The sequence below is a fragment of the Synechococcus sp. Minos11 genome, from assembly GCF_014279855.1.
GTDB lineage: Bacteria > Cyanobacteriota > Cyanobacteriia > PCC-6307 > Cyanobiaceae > RCC307.
In genome coordinates, this window is the sequence record NZ_CP047953.1 from 1,388,691 (window position 1) to 1,414,696 (window position 26,006).

A 26,006-nucleotide genomic window follows, 5' to 3' on the forward strand; every position below is an offset into this window, starting at 1 on the left:
GAGCCCACATCAAATGCAGCCAAGCCATTTGAAGCAGATCGAATTTAATTTCAAGGTAGCCAAATAAGACCAGCCGGACCCAGCCTCAGATTGAATTAATTATTGGCCAGAGGAAATACTCAAAATCAGGCCAACTTGAGCTGCTTGGCTAATGCCATGGCACTACGCAATGCGCCCTCCCCGCAGCCATATCCCGGGCCCAGGATCCAGTCGCCAGCCAATCCCACCGAACTCTTGGAACACCACTGCAACTCCGCCGGCAATCCACCAGCGGTTGGAACCGCAGCACCCCAGCGCATGACGCCATAGGACTCGGCCTGCTCAAGGGCTTGTTGCAACTGAGGCCATGGCTGCAATACCGCCGGAAGCGCCGAACGCAAGCGCTGCTCGTGATGGCGCAGCAAAGCGGGCTGACTCTCCGGCGTGATGCTTTGGCCGTCATCGAGGCCATGCACCACCAGCCCAAGGCGGCCATCGCTTTGCAGTTGCAGCACCAGCCGCTCGATACCCCAACGCTGTTGCGCTTCGTCGTTCAGCCAGACCTGACGCGGAAGATCACTGATCTGCGTAGCTGGCAACGCCAGCATCCAATTCCAGCGAACGCTGGCCTCAATCCCGGCAATGGCCTGCAAAGCGGCATCCAACTGAGGATCAGCTCCGATCGGGACGGCTGTGCGGAGCGGCGGTTCCCCCCAAGCCAGCATCGCCAACGAACGGGGATGGGCCAACAGCGTTCCCGTCAACACGAGACGTTTGGCGGCAAACACCTCGGTGCGCTCGGCGTTGGCCATCAACCAGCGACCTGAGCTGTGCTCGAGCCAACGCAGGCGACAACCAAACGCGCTCTGATGCTGACCAGGGACTTGGCGCAGCAGAGCTTCACAGACGCTTGCCATGGTGGGCGAGCCCGCGTAACTGAGCCCTTGGGGCGGCCCATCGATCCGCTGCGCCGCCCCATCAAGCCAAACGAGCGGACGCTGTTCCTCCACCAACACCCCTTGATCCAGAAGGGGTTGCAACAGCTCAGCGATGGCCCCTTGCGGAGGGGCGGAGAAATTCAGTGCTGGAGCTCCATGGTCGAGCCGCCAAATCGGATCGCTGCGATGTCTGCGGCTGGAGGCGCGCCCGCCAGGGCCACGGCCCGCTTCGATCAGCAGGGTGCTGCCATCAAAACCGCTGCGCCCCAAACACTGGGTGAGGGCGCAACCGGCGAGGCCGGCACCAACAATGGCGAGGTCGACCTCGATCACACGATCAAATCTATGGGTCGCCTGAGATTCGAACTCAGGACCAGCCGGTTAAAAGCCGGATGCTCTACCGCTGAGCTAGCGACCCGTGCCCCAAGGGGCGAAACCGAAAATTATCACGCGCACCACCCCAGCCCCATGAGCTCTGCTCCCTGGCCTCAGCCCAACCTCCGCAATGCCGCCTGGGTGGCACCGAGCGCTGTGGTGATTGGTGATGTTCAGCTGGAGGCAGGCGCCAGCCTCTGGCCCACCGCCGTGGCCCGTGGGGACCTCGCCAGCATCCGCATTGGCGAAGGCAGCAATGTTCAAGACGGGGCCGTGCTGCACGGCGATCCAGGTGATCCGGTGCTGATTGGCCGCGATGTGACCATCGGCCACCGGGCCGTCATCCATGGCGCCACCCTCAACGACGGCTGCCTCATCGGCATCGGCGCCATCGTTCTCAATGGGGTGACCGTGGGGGCCGGCGCCCTGGTGGCAGCTGGGGCTGTGGTGACCAAAGATGTGCCGGCCGGCGCCCTGGTGATGGGCGCACCAGCAGCGGTCAAGCGAGAACTCAGTTCTGACGCGGTAGCCGGCCAACGCAGCCATGCCCAGCACTACCGCCAGCTCGCTGAGCAGCACGCGGCTTTGGGCTGAGTTGCCAGCGAATTGCTGCAAAAGGCAAAAGGCCTTCCAGCAACTGCGGATTATTCCGTAGGATCAGCGCCGTTTTGTGCTGCTAGCCCATGGATCTCCGGCTCGTCCTGGTCGCCTCTCCGATCCTGCTGGCTGTGGGTTGGGCTGGTTTCAACATCGGTCGTGCCGCAGTTGGCCAGCTGCAGCTCATGCTGAAGAGAGCACGCGGTTGAGCCGTTGAACGTTTTGGTGATCGGAGCCGGCCTCGCCGGCACCGAAGCCGCCTGGCAGGTGGCTCAAGCAGGACTTCCGGTCACCTTGGTGGAGATGCGGCCGCTGCGCCGCTCGCCAGCGCACCACAGCAGTGAATTTGGTGAGCTGGTCTGCAGCAACAGTTTTGGAGCATTAAGCAGTGATCGGGCCGCCGGCCTGCTGCAAGAGGAGTTGCGGCGCCTGGGGTCGTTGGTGATCAGCACCGCAGACCACCACGCCGTGCCAGCGGGCGGGGCCCTTGCTGTTGATCGCGGCCGCTACAGCGCAGCCCTCACTGAAGCGCTCGACGCCCATCCCCTGGTGACGATCGAGCGGCGGGAGCAGCAGCGCCTGCCTGAACCTGGGCAAATCACGGTGCTGGCCACCGGCCCGCTGACCAGCGAACCATTGGCGGAAGACCTGCGCGCCTTCACCGGCCGCGAGGACTGCCATTTTTTCGATGCCGCTAGCCCCATCGTTGAAGGCGAGAGCATCAACCTGGAGGTGGCGTTCCGTGCCAGCCGCTACGACAAAGGCGATGCGGATTACATCAACTGCCCGATGAATCAGGAGCAGTACCTCGCCTTCCGCGAGGCCCTGCTGACGGCAGAACAAGCCGAGCTCAAGGACTTCGAAAAAGACAGCGCCACGTTCTTTGAGGGCTGCCTGCCCATTGAAGAGCTGGCCCGCCGCGGTGAAGACACCATGCGCTACGGCCCGCTCAAACCAATCGGGCTTTGGGACCAGCGCTGGGGAGATGTCACCGACCGCGATGTGCGCCGGGCCAAGCGTGCCTATGCGGTGGTGCAACTGCGCCAGGAGGACAAAGACGGCCGGCTCTGGAACCTGGTGGGCTTCCAGACCAACCTCAAATGGGGTGAGCAAAAGCGGGTTTTACAGCTCATCCCCGGGCTGGAGAACGCCAGCTTCGTGCGCTTTGGGGTGATGCACCGCAACACCTTCTTGGAAGCCCCACAGCTGCTCCAGCCAACCCTGCAATTCCGCCAGCGGCCCAGCCTTCTGGCGGCAGGTCAAATCACCGGCACCGAGGGCTATGCGGCCGCTGTGGCTGGCGGCTGGCTAGCGGGCACCAACGCAGCCCGGATCGCCCGCGGCGATGCCCCCATCGACCTGCCGGCCACCACCATGGCTGGAGCCTTGACCCACTTCATCAGCGAGGCCCCCAGCGGTAAATTCCAACCGATGCCCCCCAATTTCGGTCTGCTGCCGGAGCTGCCCGAACGCATCCGCGACAAACGCCGCCGCTACGGGGCCTACCGCGATCGAGCCCTGGCCGACCTCGCCCCCTTCAGCTCAGCCCCTAAGGTCGCCGAAGCCACTGCAGCGGCCCTGTGAGCAGCAGCCCGGATTGGGACGTGATCGTGATCGGCGCCGGGATTGGCGGCCTGGTTACCGCCAGCCAACTGGCAGCCAAAGGGGCCAAGGTGCTGGTGCTGGAGCGCTATTTGATTCCTGGAGGTAGCGGCGGCAGTTTCAAACGGGCCGGCTACACCTTCGATGTGGGCGCCTCCATGATTTTTGGCTTCGGCCAAAAAGGCCATACCAACCTGCTGACCAGAGCCCTCGCCGATGTGGGGGAGCACTGCGACACCATCGCTGACCCGGTGCAGCTTGAATATCACTTGCCAGGCGGCCTGAACGTGGCCGTCGATCGCAATTACGAAAGCTTTGTCGAGCGGCTGAGCAGCCTGTTTCCCCATGAAGCCAAAGGGATCCGCGCCTTCTATGACACCTGTTGGCAGGTGTTCCGCTGCCTCGATGCGATGCCGCTGCTCTCGCTCGAGGATCCGGCCTATCTCGCCAAGGTGTTTTTCAGGGCTCCACTGGCTTGCCTAGGGCTTGCCCGCTGGCTGCCGTTCAATGTCGGCGATGTGGCCCGACAACACATCAACGATCCCCAGCTGCTCCAATTCATTGACATGGAGTGCTTCTGCTGGTCGGTGATGCCAGCGGATCTCACCCCGATGATCAATGCCGGCATGGTGTTTTCCGATCGCCATGCCGGCGGCATCAACTACCCAAAAGGCGGCGTTGGCACGATTGCCTGCAGGTTGGTGAGTGGCCTCGAACGCCATGGCGGCCAGATCCGCTACAAGGCCCGTGTCACGCGCGTGCTGATGGACGGCAGCCAAGCCGTTGGCGTTGAGCTCGCCGATGGCGAGACATTTCATGCTCGACGCGTGGTCAGCAATGCCACCCGTTGGGACACCTTCAGTGGGGAAGGTTCAGCCAAAGCGCCGCTGGTGGATGCCGATCACACACCCGCACGGGAGGCGCGTTGGCGCAAGCGCTACAAGGCCTCGCCCTCGTTCCTCTCGCTGCACCTGGGAATCGATGCCGCATTGGTGCCCAGCGGTTTCCACTGCCACCACCTGCTGCTGGAGGACTGGCAGGCCATGGAAGACGAGCAGGGAGTGATCTTTGTGTCGATGCCCAGCCTGCTGGATCCTGAGCTGGCCCCCAGCGGACGGCACATCTTGCACTGCTTCACGCCTTCGGCGATGGAGCACTGGCAAGGCCTGGGGCCAGAGGCCTACAAGGCCAAAAAACAGGCGGATGCCGACCGCTTAATCCAACGCCTCGAGACCCTGCTCTTGCCTGGCCTCAGTGGCGGCATCCATCACCGCGAAGTGGGGACCCCGCGCAGCCATCGCCGCTTCCTGGGCCGCCACCAAGGCAGCTATGGCCCGATCCCAGCGCTGCGGCTGCCCGGCCTGCTGCCGATGCCGTTCAACCGCACCGGCGTCGATGGCCTCTACTGCGTTGGCGATTCCTGCTTCCCGGGGCAAGGGCTCAATGCCGTGGCCTTTAGTGGCTTTGCTTGCGCCCATCGGATCGGTGCTGATCTAGGGCTCAATCCCTGGGCTCTACCCCAATGACGCCAGGGCCCCATCGCGCAGGTTGAGGTAGATCGCCCCGAGACCCTTAGTGAGAAATTCCACGCCAATGGCCAGGGTGAACAGGCCCATCAGCTTGATGAAGATCGTCACCCCCACCTCCCCCAGCCAAGCCATGATCCGGCTGCTGAAGCGGAAGATGGCGGTGTTCACCAGCACCAAGATCACAATCGCGCCCAGCAGGTTGAGCGCGGTGCCACTGCGGTAGGCCGTTTCGGCAAACAGCACCACCGCAGAGAGCGTTCCGGCACCAATGGTGAGCGGAATACCGATCGGCACCACTGCCGCGGAATAAAACTGCGCATCACTGAGGTCAGGTGCAGGTGGGATTGCAGCCGATGCCGCAGCACCAGTGGGCAATGGCGTGCGTGAGTTCATCATCTCGAGGCCCACACCGCCAAGCAGCAGGCCGCCCGCAATCTGAAAGGCACTGACGGAGATTCCGAAAAAATCGAGGATGCGGGTGCCCACCACCATGAACAGCACCAGCGTGATCAAGCAGGCCAAGCCGCTCATCAGGATCAAGCGCTTCACCTTGGCGCGCGGCATGCCCTGGGTATGGAGCAGAAACGCGCCCAACGCCGACACGTTGTTGCCGATGGCCAGCAGACCAATCAGATAGTGCTGAAACGAACTGGTCTCCATCAATGGTGGAAGGGCCGATGCTCAGGATTGGGATCGGGCATCGGGCTGCTGAGTTGTTGGAACCAATCCACCGCGTTCTGAAGATCCCGCAGCAATAGATCGGCCATATCGCGCGTGAAACCAGCTCGGATCACAAAGCGCAGCACGGCTAGATCCTCACAAGCCGCCGGCATGGTGTAGGCGGGAACTTGCCAACCGCGGGCCCGCAGGCGTTCGGAGAGTTGAAACACCGTCCAAGTGTCCACCGAGTCCTCGAGGGTGACGGCAAAGACCGGGAGCTGCCCGCGGGGATGGCTCAGCAACTTCATCGGTGCCATCGCTGCAATCGAATCAGCGAGGTAGGAGGCCGTGGCCTCCAGGCAAGCCATGCGCTGGCAATAGCCGGCATGGCCCAAATGGATGAAGTTGAAGTACTGCGCCACCACCTGGGCTCCCGGCCGGGAGAAGTTCATGCCGATCGTTGGCATCTGGCCGCCGAGGTAGTTGACGTTGAAGCGCAGCTCCTCGGGCAGATCGGCCTGCTCCCGCCACAACACCCAGCCCACACCGGGGAGAACACCACCGTATTTGTGGCCGCTGGTGTTGATCGACTTCACACGGGGCAGGCGGAAATCCCAAGGCAACTCAGGCGAATTAAACGGCGCCACAAAGGCACCGGACGCCCCATCAACGTGGATGGGAATGTCGAGCCCCGTGCGCTCTTGCAGCTGATCGAGCCCCTGCTGGATCGCTTCAATCGGCTCGTAGCTGCCATCAAAGGTGCTGCCAAGCACACCCACCACGCCAATGGTGTTCTCATCGCAGGCCGCCACCGCGCCCTCAGCGGTCATCTGCAGGTGGTCGCGTGAGATCGGCACCATGCGGGCCTCCACATCGAAGTAGGCGCAGAACTTGTCCCAACAGATCTGGGTGTTGGTGCCCATCACCAAATTCGGGCGGCGATCATCCAGGCCTTGGGCGGCGCGGCGTTGACGCCAATGCCAGCGCAAAACCATGCCGCCCAGCATGCACGCTTCGCTGGAGCCGGTGGTGGAGGTGCCAACGGCCGCCTCAGGATCTGGGGCATTCCACAGCCGCGCCAGCATGCGCAGGCAGCGATTTTCCAGCTCGGCGGTTTGGGGATATTCGTCCTTATCGATCATGTTCTTGTCGGCGCACTCGCGCATCAGATGCAGCGCTTCTGGCTCCATCCAGGTGCCGACAAAGGTCGCCAAATTGAGCATGGCGTTGCCATCCAGCATCAAGTGGTCGTGGATGAGCTGATAAGCCAGATCGGCATGCAATCCATGCTTTGCCAGCTGATCTCGCGGCAACACGGCATCGGTGTGATTGCGTTGCTGCAGGCGATGGCCGAGGTTGGTCTCAAGGTCAAGACCAGGGCGAGAAGTCTCCACAGGGAACGCACATCGAGATCAACCCCCTCAGTGGTAGCTACCGCTCCAGGGCAAAGGAATCATTCCTAAAGTCGTCCCCATGTCTGAGCCCCCCAGCAACAGCGACGGATTGCACGTCTACCCGATGGCTCCGCTGATCCGCAGCACCCTGGTGCTGCTGTATCTGGCGCTGGTCTTGCCACTGCCCGCCTTCGCCAACGGACCGATGCGGCTATGGCTGTTGGTGATGGTGGTGTTGGGTTTGGTGTTGGTGCTGGCTTTGGTGAGTGAACGGGTGGAGCTCAGCACGGAAGGTTTGCGGGTAGGCCCCGCTCCCTGGTGTGGCGGAGTGCTCAAGCGGGGATGGCAGCTGAGCTGGGGTGATGTCAAAGCATTGGTGCCTGTGGGCACCAGCCAAGGAGGACGCGTCTATTACATCCGTGGCGGCAGCCAAGCCCATCTACTGCCGCAGCGGGTGGAGCGTTTTGACGATTTCCTGGTTCGGTTCAGCAGCGCCAGTGGGCTGGAAACCAGCAACGTGCAACGGCTGACGCCGCCCTGGACCTACCAAGTGCTGGCGATCTCAAGCGGGTTGATGCTGGCCATTGAGCTGTTGGCTGGCCTCCGCTGGATCACCCAGCTCTAACGAGCGTTCCGGGAGGTTGTCGAGGCTGAAGCGATAGCCCTGCTGGCGCACTGTTTCGATCCCGCCGCCTTCACCAAGACCGGCCTGCTCGAGCTTGCGGCGCAGGGTGAGCACTTGGGTGTCAACAGAACGGGGACCACCACTAAAGGGAGGCCAAGCCATGGTCAACAGCTCCTGGCGGCTGCGCACATGACCAGGGGGCATCAACAGCGCGCAGAGGAGTGCGAATTCCCGTGGGCTGAGCTCCACGGGTTGATCGCGCAATGTGACTTGCCGCAGCAGTAGATGAACATTGAGGGGACCAACGGTGACCTGCTCCTGCAACCCTCCACTGCGGGTCAGCAATTTGCGGCAGCGGGCCGCCATTTCCTCTAAGCCAAAGGGCTTGCGCAGCACGTCTTCTGCGCCGGAGTCGAGCAGGGAAACCACTGCCTCAGCCCCGGTTCGGGCCGTCAACACCATCACCGGGCAGCGCAGCTGGGCGCCCAGCTTGAGAGCTGTGGTCTCTTCGAGCAATTCAGCGCTGACCAGCAAATCGGGCTGCTGATCGAGGCACAACTGCATGGCTTCAGCCGCCGATGCGACAGCGGCTGTCATATGCCCGTCTTGACGCAAACGCTGCGCCAGCACCATCCGCAAGGTGGGATGAGGCTCCACCACAAGGATGCAACTGGCGTTGGACGCCTCAGAGGCAGACACACATTTAGACCTGTTACCTCTACCGTAAGCGGGTTTCTTCGGCATGCTGGTAACAGGCGATGCCTTACCAGCTGTCCCCCCATGACTGCGTTACAGGACCCTGACGCAATCCGCCACTTTCAAAGCCTGATCGACGCCTGTCAGGAACTGACCTTGCGACACCACAGCCCCTCGGAACTGAGGCTGTATGCCGATGGATTCATCCATGCGCTGCGCCGCAGCCAACAACTGGATCCCCTGAGCCAGCGGCGATTCGAAGAATTCATTGATCGCTGGCTGATGGATCCATCCAGCTTCTTTGGCCCTGACGGGGATCCGCGCACCCTGTTTGAAACCGAGCGCCGCTAAATCTCAGCCAAAGCAATAGTGCTTTTTCACGGCTTGGTGCACCTGCCAGGTGCAGCGCAAGCCAGCGCTGAACTCCACAAAATCCCCTGCACCAAAGCGAACGGGTTCTCCGTTCTCCGGGGTAACCGTCACATCACCCTCGAGCAGCAAACAGCGCTCGCGCTGGTCGTACTGCCAGGGGAAGGTGCTGGCATCACAGCTCCAGATCGGCCACTGGCGAGCCTGAAACGCATCAATCTGTTGCTCTGAGCAACCGCGGGTGACCTCAATCACCGCGATCAGCTGGCCAGGGCCACCGTTACGGTTTCGCGCAGCTCACCGGAGTTGTACATCTCGATCATGATGTCGGAACCGCCCAGAAATTCACCGTTGAGGTACACCTGAGGAATGGTGGGCCAATTGGAGAACTCCTTGATTCCCTGACGAATCTCCATGTCGGAGAGCACATCAAAGGTTTCAAAAGGAACTCCCAACGAGTGGAAAATTTGCACCACGTTGTTGGAGAAACCGCACTGGGGCATGAGCTTGCTGCCCTTCATGAAGATGAAGACAGGGCTCGAGGCAACCAGGGTTTCGATCCGGCTTTTGAGCTGAGCGTCCATAACGGGATTGGCTAGATGGAAACCCTACGAGGGGCAAGAGGTGGAAAGAGCCAAGGCGTGAATGGCCTCGCTGGCGAGCTCCTGACTAAGGGCTCCATAGACAAGTTGATGCTGTTTGACCCGTGTGAGATCACGAAAGCCCTCAGAAACCACGGTGACTTGCAAGTGATCACCGCCTCCGGTGAGGTCTTCAACTTGAACCTGCGCATCAGGCAAGGCTTGGCGGATGGCCGCCGCTACGGCATCGGGTTGAACCATGAAATGCCCTGAAAATCAGTTGGATCGCGGAGCAGGTGCGTTGTAGGGGATGGAGACAAAGCCAATCTCCAGCAGCTGCTGATACGCCTTACGGCCATCTTCGTTGGCCGGGGTCATCAACTTAATGACTTCCACCAGCAGAGGGACAGCCACCTCAGCCTGGTTTTCACGGCGATAGGCCGCGGCCAGACGGAGATTGGCTGAGGCCAGTGCCTGAATCGCTTCACGGCCTTTGGCATCCATCGCCCTGGGAATCCGCGCATCGAGGCCGCGGAATGCGCCGCTCAGATCCCGATAAAACGAAAGCAATGAACGGGCCGCATTGCGAGCCTTGTCATAAGAATCGATCGCAGCGCTCAGATCACCGCTGGCTGCTTCAGAATCGCCTCGCGCCAACAGTTCATTGACGGCACTGATGTTGAAGGTGTCGCCGCTGGAGCTGGCAACAACTTCTTGCACACCGGTTTCGGCCTGGGCCAACGCGGGCACTGGGGCGAACAGGAGGGCCAGGCTGGCCGAAAGCAGAAGACGGCGCATAGGCCTGAGAACTCCGAGCGATGGCGGGAATCTAGGCCTCGTTTTCACCAGCGGCGATGCAGCTGCGGGCCGCTTCCTCAGCCGAACGCATGCCCTGTTGGATGCGTTCAGCCAAGGCCAACGCCGCCGCTTTGCCACTGCCTTCCAAGCGGAGCTGGGGACCAAAACAGAGCGCAGCGCAATCCCCCCAACGGGGCAGCCGGCGGGTGTAGGCAATCCCAATTGGAATGACAGGGACAGAACCCAATCCTTTGGTTTGAGCCAGCGATGCCAAACGAGGCAATCCCGGAGCAACCGTGATGGGAGCCCCGTCACGGTTGATTCGTCCCTCAGGGAACAGCACCACCTGCTGCTGATCGGCCAACAAATCCAAGGCGTAGCGAAGGCTGGCGGTGCCTGGCTTGCTCTGATCAATGGCAAAGCAACCAAGACGGTGCAGAAACCAACCCTGCAATCCGCTCATCTCGGTTGTGGTGACCATGAAGCGGCAATCGCGGCCGCTGACGCGCCGACCAGCCGCTTTGGGCAAGATCAAGGCATCCCAACGGGCGCGATGGGTGGGTGCCAACAGCACCGGGCCGTCAGTGGGCAAATGTTCCGCGCCAAGAATGGAGATTCGACGAAAGAACAGCCGTAAAGCGATGTCTTCCGTGGTGAGAATCGCCAGGGGCGCGAGCCATGGCACAACGTCGCTACGAAGCCGCTGCGCCCGCGCCAGGCGACTCGCTGCCATGGGATCGCTGGAGCTGGCCATAGCTCCGACCTTATCGAGCGAAGGCCTTCCTTAAATTGAATGCTGGACAGCAGTTGCGATGGCCAGTCTCGGCATCAACCTGGATCACATCGCCACGGTTCGGCAGGCCCGCCGAACCGTGGAGCCAGACCCTGTGCATTTGGCTTTGCTGGCCGAATTGGGCGGCGCCGATGGCATCACGGTGCATCTGCGTGAAGACCGGCGCCACATCCAAGACCGCGATGTGGAACTGCTGCGTCAAACCGTGCGGACACGGCTGAATTTGGAGATGGCCGCCACCGCTGAAATGGTGGCCATCGCCTTAACGATCAAGCCCGACATGGTGACCCTGGTGCCGGAAAAACGGCAGGAGGTCACCACCGAAGGCGGCCTTGATGTGGTGAGCCAAGAAGCCGCTCTTCAGGGACAAATCAGCCAGCTCCAAGGGGCCGGGATCCCGGTCAGCCTGTTTGTGGATCCCGAGCGTGCGCAACTCCAAGCCAGCCAGCGCAGTGGAGCGCGCTGGGTTGAACTGCACACCGGCAGCTATGCGGAGGCGAGCTGGAGCCAGCAGCCCCTTGAGCTCGCACGGCTCATCGAGGGCACCACCGAGGCCCGGCAACTGGGTTTGCGCGTCAACGCAGGACACGGCCTCACCTACCAAAACGTGGAACCGATCGCAGCGATCCCCGGCATGGAGGAGCTCAACATTGGCCACACCGTGATGGCCCGTGCCATGGCCGTTGGTTTGCAAGAGGCGGTCAAGCAAATGAAGGAGTTGGTGAGCGCACCGCGCCAAGAGCCCCTCTTTGGCGCAGGGCTTGCTGCAGAATCCTGAGCTGCTCGAGAAGCCGATGTCCACCTATTACTTCGTGGCCGCTAGCGCAGCGTTCCTGACTGAAGAGGAACCCTTGGAAGAAGTGCTGCGTGAGCGCGTGCGTGATTACAGCGAAAAAGGCAAAGAGATCGACTTTTGGCTGGTGCGACAGCCTGCCTTTTTGCATGCCCCTGAATTCAAAGAGCAAGCCAGCTCCATCCCTCAGCCAGCGGCAGCCGTGATCTCCACCGACGCCGTGTTTATTGACTTCATGAAGCTGCGCCTTGAGTACGTGCTCAAGGGGTCGTTTGAGGCACCGAGCAACTCGATTCCTGATCCTCTAGCTGGGGCTTGAAAGCCTCGGAGAGAGCCTGAAATTCCAAGTCGGGGCCATTGAGCTGGTCCACGAGCAGACTCTGCAATTCAGCCAATTCCTCGGGGTGAAGCTCACCGTCACAACCCCATTGCAGATGCGTGGGCACAGCCGTTGTTGTCCTGTCAAATAGTCCTATTAGTGTGTCAGCAAAAGCTGTTGGTTCAGGGCTTTATTAACTGCTCAAACCTTGAAACAAACCAAAGAAATAGTGCCTAAACGGAGAGTGCAGTGCTCCGCCTGATCAGCAGCAACAGCATCGAAGATTTGGCGACGGCGTTGGCCTCGGAGCTCAACTGTCACAAGCCCGCCAATCCGCTCACGCCCCAGCGGGTCTTGATCAGCACCAACGCCATGAGCCGCTGGCTGGCGCTGGCCTTGAGCGAACGCATCGGCATCTGCGCTGGGATTGAGTTTGACTTCGCTGGCCGGCACCTGCGCCAGCTCATTCTTGAGCTCGACGGGCGCCTACCTGCCGGCCACAGGGATCCCTGGGATCCAAGCCAACTGTGCTGGCAGTTGGCCCAATTGATCCCCGCTCTTCCACAGACCGAACTCTGGGAACCGCTGCAGCAGCTTTGGCATCAAGGTCCACAGCAGCAGGACAACGGCCTAGATACCCAACGGCTGCAGCTGATCCTGCAGCTGAGCGACACGCTTGATCAATACGGCTTGTACCGGCCGCAGATGGTGCGCCGCTGGCTCAATGGCGAGAGCGTCGATGGCAGCCACGCACCACTGGCGGCCCATCAGCAATGGCAACCAGCCCTGCTGAGGGAGTTGGCGCAGCGGCTGGAACCCAGCGGCATCCCCCACCCAGCCGAACGACTCCTCCATGCCCTCGAGCAGTCACGCCAGCGGAGCGATCCGCACGAGCCGCTTCACGTTTTTGGCTTATCCAGCCTGCCGCCAGCGCTATGGAAATTGCTGGCACAACGGGCCAGCAGCAGAGATTCACCCGTGCTGCTCTACCAACTCAGCCCCAGCCTCGACCCCTGGGGATCCCTGCCACCCAGCCACCACGAGGAGGGCGATGCGCTCGACAGGCTCGAGCGCCGGCTCTTGCACCAAGGGCATCCCCTGCTGGCCAGCCTTGGACGCACCCAACGGGACTTCCACTGGCAATTGGAGCTGATTGCCGCTGATTTGCAGGAGCAATTCGAGCGGCAGCAACGGCCAGCCCCCCTCTGCCCTGAGGAGGCTGGGCTGCTGCAACAACTCAAGGCTGATCTTCTGGTGGGCAGACCCCGGGGGGAGGGCTTACCGGGGATTGAGCCTCCTCTGAAGCTGCAACGCAACCAGCTGAACCTGGAGGTGCTGGCCTGCCATGGCGATCGGCGGCAGGTGGAAGCCGCCCATGAAGCCCTGCTGCGCTTGATGGCCGGCGACCCATCGATCGAGCCACGCCACATCCTCGTGATGACACCGGATGTGGCGCGCTTCACGCCCCTGGTGCTGGCGGTGTTTGAAAGGCCGGGGCGCTCCAGCGATCCGCGCCACCTGCCGGTCCGCGTCACCGACCGCACCCTGCGGCAACGCAACCCCCGCGTTGATTTGGTGTTCCGTCTATTGGCACTGGCCAGTAGTCGTCTCAGCCGCGACGACGTTCTTGATGTGTTGTTGCTGCCTGAACTGGCCGAGCATCTCGAGCTGGGCGGCCTAACGCAGCCCCAATGGCGTGAACTGCTGGATCAGGCGGGGATCTGCTGGGGCCGTGATGGCGACCACCGCCAGAGCTGGGGCTACCCAGCGGGCGATGCTTTCAGCTGGCGATGGGGTCTCGATCGCTTGCTGCTGGGGCTCGAGCTCAGCGATGGCTTCCCCGAGCAGGAGGCCGCCAGTGGGGAATGGGGAGGCCTGGCGGCTTGCAACCAAAGCCTTGCCACTGCAAACGATGTGCTGGCTTTGCATGACGCCTGCAGCCGCCTATTTGAACAACTGCAAGCCCTCAGCGGACCGCTACCAGCCGAGCGATGGAACGAGCAGATCGGCAGCGCCATCCAGCAGCTCAGTGGCGGAGACGACGAGGGCTGGCAGGCCCCCGAGGTCTACGAATTGCTCACCCCACTACGCGACCCAGAGGCCAGCGGCCTCGCCCTGGATCGGGCGGCTGTGGTGCGCCTACTGGAAGAGGCCGAAGCACAACAACAAGGGCGCTATGGCCATGTCAGCGGTGCGGTGAGCCTGAGTGCCCTTGAACCGATGCGCTCCATCCCCCACCGGGTGGTGGTGCTGCTGGGCATGGACGAGCAGCGGCTCCCGCGGCGCGATCAACGGCCGGGCTATGACCTGATGCTGCAACGGCCATGGCGGGGTGATCGCGATCGCCGTCAAGAGGACCGGGCGATCTTGTTGGAGGCGTTGCAAGCCTGCAGCGACCACTGGATCGCCACCTACAACGCCATCGATCCGCGCAGTGGAGAAGAACGCAACCCAGCGGCGCCCTTGAGCGATCTGCTGCGTTGCCTCGAGCGCAGTTACCGCACAGAGGCAGGGGAGCCGATCACCACTTGGGTGCTGCAGCAGCAGCCCCCTTTGCCGCCCCTCACCGCACGGGAAGTGGTGGGAGCGCCCTGGCCGATGGATCAGCGCTGGCCGGTGGATGAATGCGAGCCCGCCAGCTTGGAAGAGTTGCAGCAATGGCTGCGCGATCCAGCCCGCGCGCTACTGCAAGCCCATGGCATCCATCCGCACCGGCGCGGCGATGAGAGCAGCGACCCCGAGGAGAGCGCCCCCGATGGCCTGCAGCGCTGGACTTTGGGACAACGTCTGTTGAACCTGGGCAGCGAGCGGCTCGAGGCCAACCAATGGCCGCAACAGCGTGATGCCCTCGCACGCCGCGGCCACCTCCCCCCCGGCCCAGCGGCCATCGTCGCCAGCGACCAGCCATGGCAACGCTGCCATGCGCTCTTGGCCAAACAGGCCGAGCTGCAGGACGCCGATGGCGAGGCCGTGGTGCTGATGAGCAACAGCCGCTTCAAACCCAAACGGCTCCTCGATGGTTGGCTAGAGCACCTCTGGGCCAATGCAGAGCGTCCGCAGCAGACCCTGCTGCTGGGCCCCATGGAGCAAAAAGGCGAAGAGCGAGCGGCGGTATGGACCCTGCCAGCGGTGGAAGCCCAGCAGGCCAAAGCCTGGATCGACGATTGGCAGCAGTGGCGGGAAGAGGCGCTGCAGAGGCCCATCGCCTGGATTCCAGAACTCAATTGGCAGCTGCTCAGCCAACAGCAGGACGGCTCACTGCCGGGACTCAGCGCGCAACAACTCAAAGAGCTGAATCCTCCAGGGCGCAACGACTACGAATGGCCCAGTGCCTGGTTGCAATTGCTCGGTGGTGAAGCACCCAGCATCGCGAGCTGGCTTGAGCACCCCGAAGCCGAACAGCTGAGCCTGCGCTGGTTGCTCCCCTTGAGCGAGGCCTTAGCCGCCGGAGGCCGGCAGCTGTGATCGAACCGCTCGATCTCAATGGCCCCCTCACAGGCGGCACCGTTGTGCTGGAGGCGAGCGCTGGCACCGGCAAGACCTATGCCCTCAGCCACAGGGTGTTGCGGGAGGTGGGCGAAAACGGCCGAGCGATCGATCAGATCCTGGTGGTGACCTTCACGCGCGCGGCTGCCGCGGAAATCCGCCGCCGGATTCGCACCCGCCTGGAGGAGGCCTCAACGGTGCTGGCCTACCGCCTGGCCAATGAGAACAGGCTCGCCAGTGATCCCACCTTGGACGAGCTGATCAGCCGCTGGGCGGCATCGCCTCAGGGTGTGGAAGTGCTGCTGAATCTGCTGGAAGCGATTGATCGCATCGATCTGGCCCCCATCACCACGATCCATGGCTTCATCCAGCGCTTAATCCAGGACAACGGCACACTGCTGGGCCTCGATCCCCAACGACGCCTACGCGAAGGCGGGCGCAGCCAGCTGCAGGAGCTCGTCAATGACTGGCGGCGCAGCGTTCTCTCACCGGCCCCAGCGCCATGGCAGGCCTGGGTTCAAAGCCACAGCGACTTGAGCCTCGACGGGCTGATGAAGCTGGCCCAGCTCGTCGACGACGACCGCGACATGCTGCTTCCAGAACCGCTGGACACAGGTGCCACGGCCGTGGATGGCTGGCAGCAACGGCATGAAAGGTTCGAGCGCCTGCTCGCCAGTGATGGCATCAGCACCGGCGAAGCCATGCAGCAACTCTGCAAAGGCACAGGCAACAAGAGTCCAGCCGGAGCGCTGCTAGGCAAAACCAAGCTGGCCCAGCTGCCCGAGCTGATCGCGATCGCGCGCGATCGCAACGACATCAAGACTTACCGAAAATTGGTGCAGGCCTTCAGCACCAGTCAGCTCAAGCGCGTGTTGGCCGACCCCGATCAAGCCCCCAGCAGTGGTCTGCATGGGGCAGCGGAACAGTTGTGTTTTGAACCCATCGAGCAGTTGCTCACCGACTTGGTGCACGCCTTGAGACAAGGGGCTTGGCAACGGCGACAGCTCAAGCAGGAAATGAGCTTTGGCGATCTACTGGAACGGGTTGATCCCGCCCGCTTGAGTCCGCCTGTGTTGGCCGGGCTGAAGCAATGGCGACAGCAGCAGTTGAGCTGCTGCTTGATCGACGAGTTTCAGGACACCGACCCAATTCAGTGGCGCCTGTTTGCCGCCTTATTTGATGGCGAAGCTCCCTTGACCCTGATCGGGGATCCCAAACAAGCGATCTATCGCTTTCGCGGCGGCGACATCCGCACCTATCGATCCGCCGTTTCAACGCCAGAGCGGCAACGGTTCTCACTCGACACCAACCGCCGTAGCGACCCAGCCCTGTTGAGCGTGCTGAACCATTTGTTTGCCGGGGAGGCCAGCTTTGGCAGCCCAACCATCGACTACCGGAGGGTTCAGGCGCCCGAGCACGCCAGCCCTTCGCGATTGCGTTGCGCCGATGGCAGCCCAGCCCCGCCGGTGCGCATGCGCTGGCTGGGGGAAGCCGACGGGGGCAAACCCCTCAAATTGGGGGAGCTGCGCGACTCGTTGCCGCAACGGGTCTGCGATGACCTGCAGCGCACCCTCTCCAGTGGCATGGAACTGCAGCAGGGCGATGGCTGGCGAGCGCTGCACCCGGGTGATCTCGCCGTGCTGGTGGGCCGCAATCGCGAAGCCGTGGCCCTGCAGCGGGAGCTGCAACGCCGGGGCATCCCCGCGCGCATTGGCCGGGGAGGTGATCTCTGGCAGAGCCCAGAGGCCGCCAGCCTCAGCCTGTGGCTCGAGAGCAGCGAGCGCCAGGGGGATCGGCGTGCGGCAGCGGCCTTGGCCCTCTCCAGCGTCGGCGGCTTCCTGGCCGCTGAGCTCAGCGGCTGGAGTCCCAGCGACTGGGGAGCCTGGCTGCAACAGCTGGAACAAGCGCGCCAGCGCTATGCCCTGGTGGGGCCTCTGGCGGCACTGGAGGTGGTGCAAGCCGCAGGCCCAGGCCTACCGCGATTGCGGGGGCAAGCCAATGGCGAGCAGCGCCTCAGTGATCGGCGCCAAATGGCGGAACTGCTGCAACAGAGCTGGCAAGACCAGGGCCGTCCATCGGCCGCCAGGCTGTTGCACTGGCTCACCGAACAGCAGCTATTTGGCGGCGAGGGGGAAGACGCGCAGCAACGCATTGTGGCCAGCGAGTCGATGGTGACCCTCACCACCCTGCATTCGAGCAAGGGGCTGGAATTTCCCCTGGTGTGGTGCCCCACCCTCTGGGAAGTTGATGGGGGCGTCGATGCGGAAGCCCCGTTCCGCGCGTGGGATCCCAGCCAACAGCGTCGGGTGCTGGAGCTCAGCCGCCGCAGCGGCAGCAGTCCTCGGGCCGAACGCCTGATGGAAGCGCGCCTCGAGGGATGGCAGGAACGGCTGCGTTTGGGCTACGTGGCCCTGACCCGCGCCAAGCACCAGCTCTGTTTGGACTGGGGCCGGATCAAAGACAGTGGCGCCAGCCTGCCGGCCTGGTTGCTCCATCCGGAGCTGCGGCAACAGGAGGCTGAGCAGCCCTGGCAGGCCATTGCTGATCACATCAGCCGGGCCAGCGATTTACGCCAAGCCCTGCAGCACCGCTGCGATGAACTGGGCATTCATCTGGAGGACCTCAACCCTGAGGCGCCCCCGGCCTACCGCCCTGCTGCCAACACCCAACCCTTGGCCGCAGCCGCCGCAATGATTCCGCCCCGACGCCCCATCAGCAGCTGGGGGCGCTGGAGTTACAGCCGGCTGCACGATCAAAGCCAAACCCTCAGCCCCTCGGCGCGCGAGGAGGAGGGCTTTGACCCCGACCGGGAGAGCAGCCCAGAGCATCCCGGCGGCGCTGAAGATCCCTGCTGGCGGGAGTTACCCGGTGGCGCCAGTTTTGGAACCCTGGTGCACGCCATCCTCGAGCAGCTGGATTTCGAGGCCGATCTCAGCAGCCCTGAGGTGCGTCAATTGGTGCGCGATGAGGTGGCCCGCTCCGGCCTGGATCCGCAACTAAGCAACAGCCTGCTGGGGGCGATTGAGGTGTTGCTGCAACGCCCCCTGGGCGGACCCCTCGGGGATTGCCAGCTCAATCAAATCGCCAGCGGCGACACCCTCCGGGAGTTGCCGTTCGACATCCCCCTGAGTGGGTTTGCGGCCTCCCCCAGCAGCGATGTGCTCGGCGAGGCGCTGGAGCAACTCGCCGAGCACCACGACCCGGTGGTGCAGAGCTACGCCCGCGAGCGACTGCAGCAGCGGCAAGCGCAACTGAGCAGCGGCTTTCTCAATGGCGTGATCGATCTGATCATCCGCCTGCCAAGCCGTGATGGAACCCAACACTGGGTGGTGCTCGATTGGAAAACCAACCGGCTGGTGCGCCCCATCAACGACTTGATGGCCGCCAAGGACTACTGGCTGCAGGCCCAGCTCTACCGGCAAGCCGTTCAGCGCTGGCTGCACTGGCGGCTTGGGGAGCAGACCCCCGTGCGCATTGATGCGGTGATGCTCTTCACCCGCAGCGGCGAGGGGGCCTGGCTGCTGGATGAGACGGGGCAACCATGAGCGAAGCCAGTCGCTGCCAGCGGGCTGCTGCCCGACTCCTGAGCCTGGCCCCAGCCGCGGTGCAGGCGGAAGCCAAAGGCTTACAACCACTGCTCGAACGCTTGCTGCTCTGCCAACTCCAGGGCCGTGAACCCTTGCAGCTCGATGCAGCCGAACGCGCTGAACTCACGGCGGCCAGCCAATCCGCCCTGCAGCAGCTACCCGTGGTGCTGGTTGAGCAGGGCGCGCAAGGCGCTGAACTCTGGAGCCGGCGGCAACACCAGCAGCAGCAGAGCCTGCTGATGGAGTTGGAGCAACGGCTGCATCAACACAGGGGGCTGCTGCTCACCGGCGGCGCCGGAACGGGCAAAACCACCCGCGTCAGGGAACTGCTCGCTGATGAGCGTGAACGCCACACCCTGCTGCTGGCACCAACCGGCAAGGCAGCGGCACGGCTGCGGGAAGCCCTCAGCCCGCTGCCAGCCTCCATGCGGTGCTCCACCTTGCATCGCGCCTTGGAAGCCAATCCCAGCGGTGGTTTTGGCCGCAACCAGCAGCGCCCCATCAATGCCGAGGTGGTGGTGGTCGATGAGGTGTCGATGGTGGACACCCAGTTGATGCAAGCCCTGCTGGAGGCGCTGCCGAGCAACACCAGGCTTGTGTTGGTGGGTGATTCCGCCCAATTGCCGCCCATTGGCGGCAGCAGCGTGCTGGAACCGCTCGAACAGCAGCTCAAGCAACACCGGCCGCAGCTGCTGTTGCAGCTGGAGCGCTCCCATCGCTTCAACGACTCCACAGCTCTGGGGGGCTTTGTGCAACAGCTGCGCGGAGGCAGCCCCACCGCTGAACTACAGCAACAACTGGCTGCCAAAGCTGAGCACAGCAACCTGCATTGGTGGCCGCTTGAGCAGGGATGGCCCCTGGCCTTGCAACAGCGCATCGAGCAGCACCGCCAACGGCTGGAGCAACAGGCCCACAACACGGCTCTCAGTGATGCCGAGGCCCTGGCCTGCCTCGAGGACTTGCTGGTGCTCTCGCCACGGCGCAGTGGCCGTCAGGGGGTGAGCCAACTGAACCGCCGGTGGCTGCCTCTCACCCAACGGGAGCCCTGGCATTGGCCTGCGGGCACCCCCCTGCTGGTGGGGCGCAACGATGCCTCCTTGGGGCTCGCCAATGGTGACCGCGGCCTGGTACGGCCAGGTCCGCAGGGACAAGAGGCCGTGATCGCCACGGCCGAAGGCCCCAGGCGGCTGCCTTTGGAACTGTTGCCTTGCCCCGAACCAGCCCTTGCCCTCACGGTGCACAAAAGCCAAGGCAGTCAGGCTCGCGAGCTGATCGTGGTGCTGCCAGCGGGCAGCGGATTGGATCGCCGCTTGCTCTACACGGCTCTAACGCGGGCCCAAGAGCGGCTGGACTTGCTGAGTCCGCCGTTAGACAGCCTCGAGGCGTAACGCTTCTCGCCAAGGGCTGGCCTCAGGGCAGGCCGCTCTGCCAGGTTGCCAATGGACCGCTGATGCTGGGCATGGATTCCGATCTCTACCTACTGGCCTGGAGCAAGCTTCAGGAAGCCGCCTTCCTGTGGCTCAGTGATGTGCCCCTGTCCGTGAGCACCCGCGAAGAACTGCAGGGGTTGATGCAGCGGCTCTCACCATCGGAACTGGCGGCCTTTGGCGCCAGGCTGAGGCCCGTGCTTAGCGACAGTCAGCATGTGCAGAGCTTCATTGAAATGGTGCTAGCCCCTCGGTCTCAGGCCTGCTAAAAGCAGCCTATGGAGCGCTGCACTCGTCCCTGGGGTTGGTACGAAACCCTCACCGAAGGGGAGGGTTATCTCGTCAAGCGGCTGTGGCTCGAACCCGGCCAGCGCTTGTCACTGCAGCGCCATCAGCATCGGCTTGAGCATTGGTATGTCGCCGCTGGCGAGGGCGTGGTGAACCTCGATGGCACCCAACACAAGGCCCAAGCCGGCAGCAGCTTTGATGTGCCCTGCAGCTGCGTGCACCGCGCCACCGCAGGCGATCAAGGGCTGCTGATCGTGGAGGTGCAGCGCGGCAGCATCCTTCGTGAGGACGACATCGAACGCTTCGCCGATGACTACGGCCGGGTGGCGGCACCGGTGGGGTGATAGTTTTCGGGAGTTGAAATTCCTGCAGATAAGGCAAGGCAGTTCAGAACGTGGGTCTGCCGGCCTGAACAAGGACTTTCAGGCCAACCCGCGGCGTTTACGCCTTTTTCTGTGACCCAAACAGACCAACTTGTCGTGTCGAACGAATCCACCAGCGGCTTTGCTGGCTTCGGTTTGCCCGACTCCCTGCTCGAAGCGCTGACGAAGTGCGGCTACGAGCAGCCCTCGCCAATCCAAGCGGCAGCGATCCCTGAGCTGATGCTCGGCCGTGACCTGCTCGGCCAAGCCCAAACCGGCACTGGCAAGACAGCAGCCTTTGCCCTGCCCCTGCTGGCGCGCATCAATCTCGAAGCACGCCACCCGCAGGTGCTGGTGCTGGCGCCAACACGCGAGCTGGCAATTCAGGTGAGCGAGGCCTTCCAGCGCTATGCGTCCTGCACGCCTGGGCTGCACGTGCTGCCGCTCTATGGCGGTTCCGATTTCCGCGATCAGATCCACAAGCTGCGCCGCGGCGTTCACGTGGTGGTGGGCACTCCAGGCCGGGTGATGGATCACATGCGCCAAGGCACCCTGAACGTCTCCCAACTGGAGACATTGGTGCTCGATGAAGCCGACGAGATGTTGCGCATGGGCTTCATCGATGACGTGAAGTGGGTGCTTGAACAGCTCCCCAGCGAGCGTCAGGTGGTGCTGTTCTCGGCAACGATGCCGCCAGAAATCAAGCGGATCTCTCAGCAGCATCTCCAGAACCCCGCTGAAGTGATCATCCGCACGCAGAAAGCGGACGCCAGCAGGATTCGCCAACGCCACATCCTGCTGCCCCATCAGCAAAAACTGAGCGCCCTACTGAGGGTTCTCGAAGCCCATGGCCCTGGCGGGGTGATCATCTTTGCCCGCACCAAAGCCGTCACGGTGACGGTGGCTGAAGCCTTAGAGGCCGAGGGAATCGCCTGCTCAGTGCTCAATGGTGATGTGCCCCAGTCGCTGCGTGAGCGCACCATCGAGCGCCTCAAGCAAGGGCGCATCGACGTGCTCGTGGCCACCGATGTGGCAGCTCGCGGACTCGACGTGGATCGCATTGGCCTGGTGGTCAACTACGACGCACCCTTCGATAGCGAGGCCTACGTGCACCGCATCGGCCGCACCGGCCGCGCCGGACGCCAAGGCGACGCCATCCTCTTCCTCTCCTACCGGGAGCGCCGTTTGCTCCACAGCCTCGAGCGCGCTGTCGGCAGCAGCATCGATGCAATGGATGTGCCGAGCGATGCGGAGATCAACCAGCAGCGCCTCGACAACCTGCAGCAGCAGCTCAGTGATCTCGTCAGCGAACCAGTCCCTGAAGACCGGCAGCAGGAAGTGGCCTTGATGGGCGAGATCCTGCAGCGCCTGCAACGGGAATCGGATGTCACCCCCGATCAGTTGGCTCTGGCCGCCCTGCGCTTGGCCCAAGGGGATTCACCGCTGCTGGTGGTGCCGCAACCACCGATGCCGGTCAACAACCGCAATCCACAAGGTCGCGGCCAAGAGCGCCGCAGCCCTGGCCGGGTGCAGCAGTCGATGGAGCGTTTCCGCGTTGAGGTGGGCTGGCAAGACCGCATCAAACCGGGCCATCTGGTGGGTGCCATCGCCAATGAAAGCGGCCTAGACGGTCGTCAGATCGGCAAGATCACGATCTTTGATGACTACAGCACTGTGGATCTGCCCGAGGGGATGCCACCGGAATTGATGAAGCGCCTGCAAGGGGTTCGGGTGATGCAAAAGGAATTGCGCATCAGCCGCCAGGCCATGGGCTGATTAACGAGCTGCCCCGCCGGCGCTGACAAGCCCCACGCCCTGCCTTTAGACCGATCCCACTTAGGTCCTAACCATGACCGCTTGGAAGGGTTGCCTCCCTGTGGCGTTGCTCTCTGCTGGCTTGGGATTCCTCCCGATGCCAGCGCGCGCCGAAGTCAGCGCCAGCGACATGCAACTGATCCAGAAGCTGTGCGTGGCCAGCTTCAACAATGCTTTTGCTCAGGCCGGCAAAGAAGCGCCTGAAGGCATGGGAGCTTTCACCTGTGACTGCCTGGGTGAGCGCATCAAAGCCGGTGATGGCCTGGGTACGGCCCGTGAAACTTGCACGATGGAGGCCACGCGCCGCTTCCCGACATCTCAGAGCTGATCTGCAGAGCGCAGGTCTTGTCGAGGGCGGCATCGGCCTGCAGTAAGTCGTAGCGATCGTGATTAGCAAGCTCCCCATTGGCGTCCCAAGTCAGGGCCCAAGGGAGAGGGGACCGGCTGTTCATCACGGCCTCCTGGTTGTGTGAGTTCGCTGACATTGCCCGGACTCTCCAGGGATCGCCGTGGATTCCAGTTTTCCTTCATGATCACGAAATCTTTGGACATCAAGGCCGCTAGCGCACAGCAAAATGGGCTCGAGAACATGAAATTCTCATTCACAAGAGCACACAGTTAGAAACAGCAATTGCTCCTATTGGCTTTGCTGCGCGAATCAGCAACACTAAAAACATCAACACAGGGAGGGTCCAATGACGGATGCCACTCCACCCGAGAGCGCACGATCACCACGACAACGTTGAGCATGGATCAGTGAACAATCACTGCTCTGCTTTGAGCTAGCAATCTTTCCAAAGCCAGCTGTTCCGGGGTGAACTGGCCCCTTCGATGAACCTGGACTAGGAGGTTGTGGTGTTATCGAACACCGTTTCAAAGCCAGTGATTCTGTGCTGCTTTTCGCCTGAATCCATCGCGCTGCTTACCAGTTTTTATTCTCTAGCGCGTTGACATTGAGGGAGAGCAATCATTGCACCCACGTGAATTCGTAAATCCTGAATTGTGGACTGAAAAACAGGATTAGCGCCTTCCCGCTTGGAATCACCATCCACCAACGCCGCCATGGTTTCAGGGGCAACGACAACTCAGCAGTGACAAGCACTGTCTTGGCCCGCAGCCAAGGGCTAATCGATGAGGGGTCTCACACAACCAGTGCCCTGTTTCCGTTCTGTTCCAACCGTTTGAGCATCGATTCCGGAACGTTTGACGCGTTCCAACAACAGCGACATCGCTTTTATCAATACCGCCCTCGGGCGCCATTACACCGTTAGGGACCAGGCCGTCAGGCCTGAGCATTAGAAGGGCCTCCGCCTGGCGGGGGCCCTTACGCTTTTGCCATGACCTTGCCACTTCCTGCTTACGAGCCCCTGCCCGAGGCGCCCCAAGCAGCCAGTGATCTCATCGAAGTGGCGATTGCGGCGCTCCATCCCACCCAACTGTGTGTGGGCATGGCTGAGATCCAGCACCGCATCGCTGACTTCCAAAACGAATCCCCCAAGGAGCGCCGGCGCTATTTGAAAACCAAGCCGATTCCGTTGGTGCGCAGCTCAGCGGGCGAGCTCTGGATGGTGGATCGCCATCACCGCCTGCGGGGGCTACTAGCGGTGGATCCCGAGGCCACCGGCTGGGGCTACATCGCCCTGGATCTGCCCTTCAACAACCGCAGCGCCGTGCTGCAGGCCTTGCAACAGCGCGGCTGGCTTTACCTCTATGACGGCCGGGGGCTCGGACCACTGGCACCAGAAGAACTTCCCGAGACCCTGCTGGGCTGCCAAGACGACCCCTACCGCAGCTTGGTGTGGAAGCTGAAGCGCGAAGGCGTGATTGATCGCGCTCCGCTGATTCCCTTCCATGAATTTCGCTGGGCGGCCTGGCTCAGGCGCAAAGCATTGCCGCCCTTCAACTCACAACAACTGGAGCCAGCTCTGCCAGCAGCCAGGGCCTATGCCCGCTCGGCCGCTGCCTCTCGCATGGCCGGCTGGAAAGGCTGATCAGAAGCAAAACGGAAGCTAGCGCCACCGCTTCAATTTCATATCGAGAATTGAAAGAATTACACCACTATCTGGGAGGGTCCTGCGATGGCTCCCACGAAGCGAGAGCGGCGATTCAGATTCCTGACTCCATTGATCGGTATGGGGATTGCCCTGGTGGGGGGCCTCGGATTTGGCGCCATTGCTGTTGAGCCTTTGTTGCTGCGGCTGAGCGGCTCGAGCACCAGCCTGGGTGCCCATCAGCTCCAGCAGGTACTGGCGCCCGTTCCACAGGAGGTGTTGCTCCTTGGAACCGATGCCGAAGGCCTACGCACCGATGTGATCGCCAGCTTGCATCTCACCGGCGAGGGGGCCCACCTGACGCAAATCCCGCGCGACACGTTCATTCGCTCCAGCCAACACGGTGAGCAGAAGGTCAACGCGCTCTATGCCTTTGGAGGCATCAAAGCCATCAGCGCTGGGGCTGAGGAGCTGATTGGACGGCCTATGCCGCATTACATCGTGCTCAATCTCGAAACCCTGCGGGAACTGGGGGATGCCCTGGGCGGGTTGGAAATGACAGTGGCCAAACAAATGCGGTACAGCGACCGCAGCCAGAACCTGGAGATCGACTTATTGCCAGGCCATCAGCGCCTGCGGGGGCGCGCTCTCGAGGGCTACTTGCGCTTTCGAAATGACGGCGAAGGAGATCTCGGCCGAATGCGGCGGCAGCGGCAAGCGGTGGATGCGCTCATGGGGCAACTGGCAACAGCCGAAGCCATGGCCAAGCTTCCCCAGCTGCTGCGGATCGCCAACGACAACATCAAGACCAACCTCAACCTGTTCCAGCTCGCCGGCCTCGCCAAGGTGGTGGCCGGCCAACAGCTCAGTGCGTCCTCGTTGCCCGGCTATTTGGGTTATCGAAACGGAATCAGCTACTGGTTTGTCACCAATCCCGAGCGATCCCTGTAAAGCAATCGTGGCCTAGAAGCGCTCACCAGAGCTAAGAAGGGGAGTTCATGG

The 26,006-nt window shown here is 62.5% G+C and carries 26 protein-coding genes and 1 tRNA gene; 17 read left to right on the plus strand and 10 right to left on the minus strand.

Features of this window, described 5'->3' with window-relative positions; translation table 11 throughout:
- Positions 1–125: 125 nt before the first annotated feature.
- Together SynMINOS11_RS07790 and SynMINOS11_RS07795 are read right to left on the minus strand one after the other, a co-directional pair.
- A complete protein-coding gene (locus SynMINOS11_RS07790; protein ID WP_186547749.1) occupies positions 126–1,250 on the minus strand; it encodes an NAD(P)-binding protein in 1,125 nt (374 codons plus the stop codon).
- Positions 1,251–1,263: 13 nt separating this feature from the next.
- Positions 1,264–1,335, minus strand: a tRNA-Lys gene (locus tag SynMINOS11_RS07795).
- Between the two features lie 50 nt (positions 1,336–1,385).
- Here SynMINOS11_RS07795 and SynMINOS11_RS07800 point away from each other — a divergent pair.
- The 4 genes from SynMINOS11_RS07800 (at position 1,386) to crtH (ending at position 5,017) form a co-directional block, all read left to right on the plus strand.
- Positions 1,386–1,886, plus strand: coding sequence for a gamma carbonic anhydrase family protein (locus SynMINOS11_RS07800; protein WP_011935956.1), 501 nt, complete (start codon positions 1,386–1,388; stop codon positions 1,884–1,886).
- Between the two features lie 89 nt (positions 1,887–1,975).
- Positions 1,976–2,098: a photosystem II protein Y gene (locus tag SynMINOS11_RS07805; protein ID WP_011935957.1), complete on the plus strand. Its 123-nt coding sequence runs from the start codon at positions 1,976–1,978 to the stop codon at positions 2,096–2,098.
- Positions 2,099–2,102: 4 nt separating this feature from the next.
- On the plus strand, positions 2,103–3,473 hold the full coding sequence (gene trmFO / locus SynMINOS11_RS07810; protein WP_186547751.1) for an FADH(2)-oxidizing methylenetetrahydrofolate--tRNA-(uracil(54)-C(5))-methyltransferase TrmFO: 1,371 nt from the start codon (positions 2,103–2,105) through the stop codon (positions 3,471–3,473).
- On the plus strand, positions 3,470–5,017 hold the full coding sequence (gene crtH / locus SynMINOS11_RS07815; protein ID WP_186547753.1) for a carotenoid isomerase: 1,548 nt from the start codon (positions 3,470–3,472) through the stop codon (positions 5,015–5,017). Before trmFO ends, crtH begins: the two co-directional genes overlap by 4 nt.
- On the opposite strand, the gene SynMINOS11_RS07820 is transcribed toward crtH, so the two are convergent.
- Positions 5,006–5,680 (minus strand): MarC family protein, encoded by a 675-nt coding sequence (locus SynMINOS11_RS07820; RefSeq protein WP_186547755.1) that lies wholly within the window; start codon positions 5,678–5,680, stop codon positions 5,006–5,008. The genes crtH and SynMINOS11_RS07820 overlap by 12 nt on opposite strands.
- Complete coding sequence (locus tag SynMINOS11_RS07825) at positions 5,680–7,074, minus strand: glutamate decarboxylase (RefSeq protein ID WP_011935961.1); 1,395 nt, start codon at positions 7,072–7,074, stop codon at positions 5,680–5,682. Before SynMINOS11_RS07825 ends, SynMINOS11_RS07820 begins: the two co-directional genes overlap by 1 nt.
- Before the next feature lie 79 nt (positions 7,075–7,153).
- Between SynMINOS11_RS07825 and SynMINOS11_RS07830 the strand changes: the two genes are divergently transcribed.
- Complete coding sequence (locus SynMINOS11_RS07830; RefSeq protein WP_186547757.1) at positions 7,154–7,699, plus strand: hypothetical protein; 546 nt, start codon at positions 7,154–7,156, stop codon at positions 7,697–7,699.
- Here the strand turns inward: SynMINOS11_RS07830 and SynMINOS11_RS07835 are convergent.
- Positions 7,637–8,443, minus strand: a complete 807-nt coding sequence (locus SynMINOS11_RS07835) for a response regulator transcription factor (RefSeq protein ID WP_011935963.1) — start codon at positions 8,441–8,443, stop codon at positions 7,637–7,639. The genes SynMINOS11_RS07830 and SynMINOS11_RS07835 overlap by 63 nt on opposite strands.
- Before the next feature lie 36 nt (positions 8,444–8,479).
- On the opposite strand from SynMINOS11_RS07835, the gene SynMINOS11_RS07840 reads away from it, so the two are divergent.
- On the plus strand, positions 8,480–8,746 hold the full coding sequence (locus SynMINOS11_RS07840; RefSeq protein ID WP_011935964.1) for a DUF6761 family protein: 267 nt from the start codon (positions 8,480–8,482) through the stop codon (positions 8,744–8,746).
- Between the two features lie 3 nt (positions 8,747–8,749).
- On the opposite strand, the gene SynMINOS11_RS07845 is transcribed toward SynMINOS11_RS07840, so the two are convergent.
- From SynMINOS11_RS07845 to SynMINOS11_RS07865, 5 genes are read right to left on the minus strand one after another with little or no spacing between them, the layout of a single operon-like run.
- Positions 8,750–9,019, minus strand: a complete 270-nt coding sequence (locus SynMINOS11_RS07845) for a cupin domain-containing protein (protein ID WP_011935965.1) — start codon at positions 9,017–9,019, stop codon at positions 8,750–8,752.
- 5 nt (positions 9,020–9,024) lie between these two features.
- Complete coding sequence (gene grxD / locus SynMINOS11_RS07850) at positions 9,025–9,348, minus strand: Grx4 family monothiol glutaredoxin (protein ID WP_011935966.1); 324 nt, start codon at positions 9,346–9,348, stop codon at positions 9,025–9,027.
- A gap of 24 nt (positions 9,349–9,372) precedes the next feature.
- Complete coding sequence (locus SynMINOS11_RS07855; protein WP_011935967.1) at positions 9,373–9,606, minus strand: BolA family protein; 234 nt, start codon at positions 9,604–9,606, stop codon at positions 9,373–9,375.
- Positions 9,607–9,621: 15 nt separating this feature from the next.
- Complete coding sequence (locus SynMINOS11_RS07860; protein WP_011935968.1) at positions 9,622–10,143, minus strand: hypothetical protein; 522 nt, start codon at positions 10,141–10,143, stop codon at positions 9,622–9,624.
- Positions 10,144–10,174: 31 nt separating this feature from the next.
- The gene (locus SynMINOS11_RS07865; RefSeq protein ID WP_011935969.1) at positions 10,175–10,897 is read right to left on the minus strand and encodes a lysophospholipid acyltransferase family protein; all 723 of its coding nucleotides are present in this window, start codon (positions 10,895–10,897) and stop codon (positions 10,175–10,177) included.
- A gap of 58 nt (positions 10,898–10,955) precedes the next feature.
- Here SynMINOS11_RS07865 and SynMINOS11_RS07870 point away from each other — a divergent pair, with 58 nt between their 5' ends.
- The 11 genes from SynMINOS11_RS07870 (at position 10,956) to SynMINOS11_RS07920 (ending at position 25,955) form a co-directional block, all read left to right on the plus strand.
- Complete coding sequence (locus tag SynMINOS11_RS07870; RefSeq protein ID WP_186547759.1) at positions 10,956–11,714, plus strand: pyridoxine 5'-phosphate synthase; 759 nt, start codon at positions 10,956–10,958, stop codon at positions 11,712–11,714.
- Positions 11,715–11,730: 16 nt separating this feature from the next.
- Positions 11,731–12,048, plus strand: coding sequence for an MgPME-cyclase complex family protein (locus SynMINOS11_RS07875; RefSeq protein ID WP_043738154.1), 318 nt, complete (start codon positions 11,731–11,733; stop codon positions 12,046–12,048).
- A gap of 249 nt (positions 12,049–12,297) precedes the next feature.
- Complete coding sequence (locus SynMINOS11_RS07880; RefSeq protein WP_186547761.1) at positions 12,298–15,513, plus strand: exodeoxyribonuclease V subunit gamma; 3,216 nt, start codon at positions 12,298–12,300, stop codon at positions 15,511–15,513.
- Positions 15,510–19,079, plus strand: a complete 3,570-nt coding sequence (locus SynMINOS11_RS07885) for a UvrD-helicase domain-containing protein (protein ID WP_186547763.1) — start codon at positions 15,510–15,512, stop codon at positions 19,077–19,079. The genes SynMINOS11_RS07880 and SynMINOS11_RS07885 overlap by 4 nt, the downstream gene beginning before the upstream one ends.
- The gene (locus SynMINOS11_RS07890) at positions 19,076–20,509 is read left to right on the plus strand and encodes an AAA family ATPase (protein WP_186547765.1); all 1,434 of its coding nucleotides are present in this window, start codon (positions 19,076–19,078) and stop codon (positions 20,507–20,509) included. The genes SynMINOS11_RS07885 and SynMINOS11_RS07890 overlap by 4 nt, the downstream gene beginning before the upstream one ends.
- Before the next feature lie 71 nt (positions 20,510–20,580).
- On the plus strand, positions 20,581–20,817 hold the full coding sequence (locus SynMINOS11_RS07895; protein WP_186547767.1) for a hypothetical protein: 237 nt from the start codon (positions 20,581–20,583) through the stop codon (positions 20,815–20,817).
- Between the two features lie 9 nt (positions 20,818–20,826).
- Complete coding sequence (locus SynMINOS11_RS07900) at positions 20,827–21,180, plus strand: phosphomannose isomerase type II C-terminal cupin domain (RefSeq protein WP_186547769.1); 354 nt, start codon at positions 20,827–20,829, stop codon at positions 21,178–21,180.
- Positions 21,181–21,315: 135 nt separating this feature from the next.
- On the plus strand, positions 21,316–22,974 hold the full coding sequence (locus SynMINOS11_RS07905; RefSeq protein WP_255445353.1) for a DEAD/DEAH box helicase: 1,659 nt from the start codon (positions 21,316–21,318) through the stop codon (positions 22,972–22,974).
- Positions 22,975–23,047: 73 nt separating this feature from the next.
- Entirely contained in the window at positions 23,048–23,341 is a 294-nt protein-coding gene (locus SynMINOS11_RS07910) for a hypothetical protein (protein ID WP_011935978.1), read from the plus strand.
- 1,009 nt (positions 23,342–24,350) lie between these two features.
- A complete protein-coding gene (locus SynMINOS11_RS07915; protein ID WP_011935979.1) occupies positions 24,351–25,004 on the plus strand; it encodes a ParB-like protein in 654 nt (217 codons plus the stop codon).
- Positions 25,005–25,145: 141 nt separating this feature from the next.
- On the plus strand, positions 25,146–25,955 hold the full coding sequence (locus SynMINOS11_RS07920) for an LCP family protein (protein ID WP_050815475.1): 810 nt from the start codon (positions 25,146–25,148) through the stop codon (positions 25,953–25,955).
- The last annotated feature ends 51 nt before the right edge of the window (positions 25,956–26,006 follow it).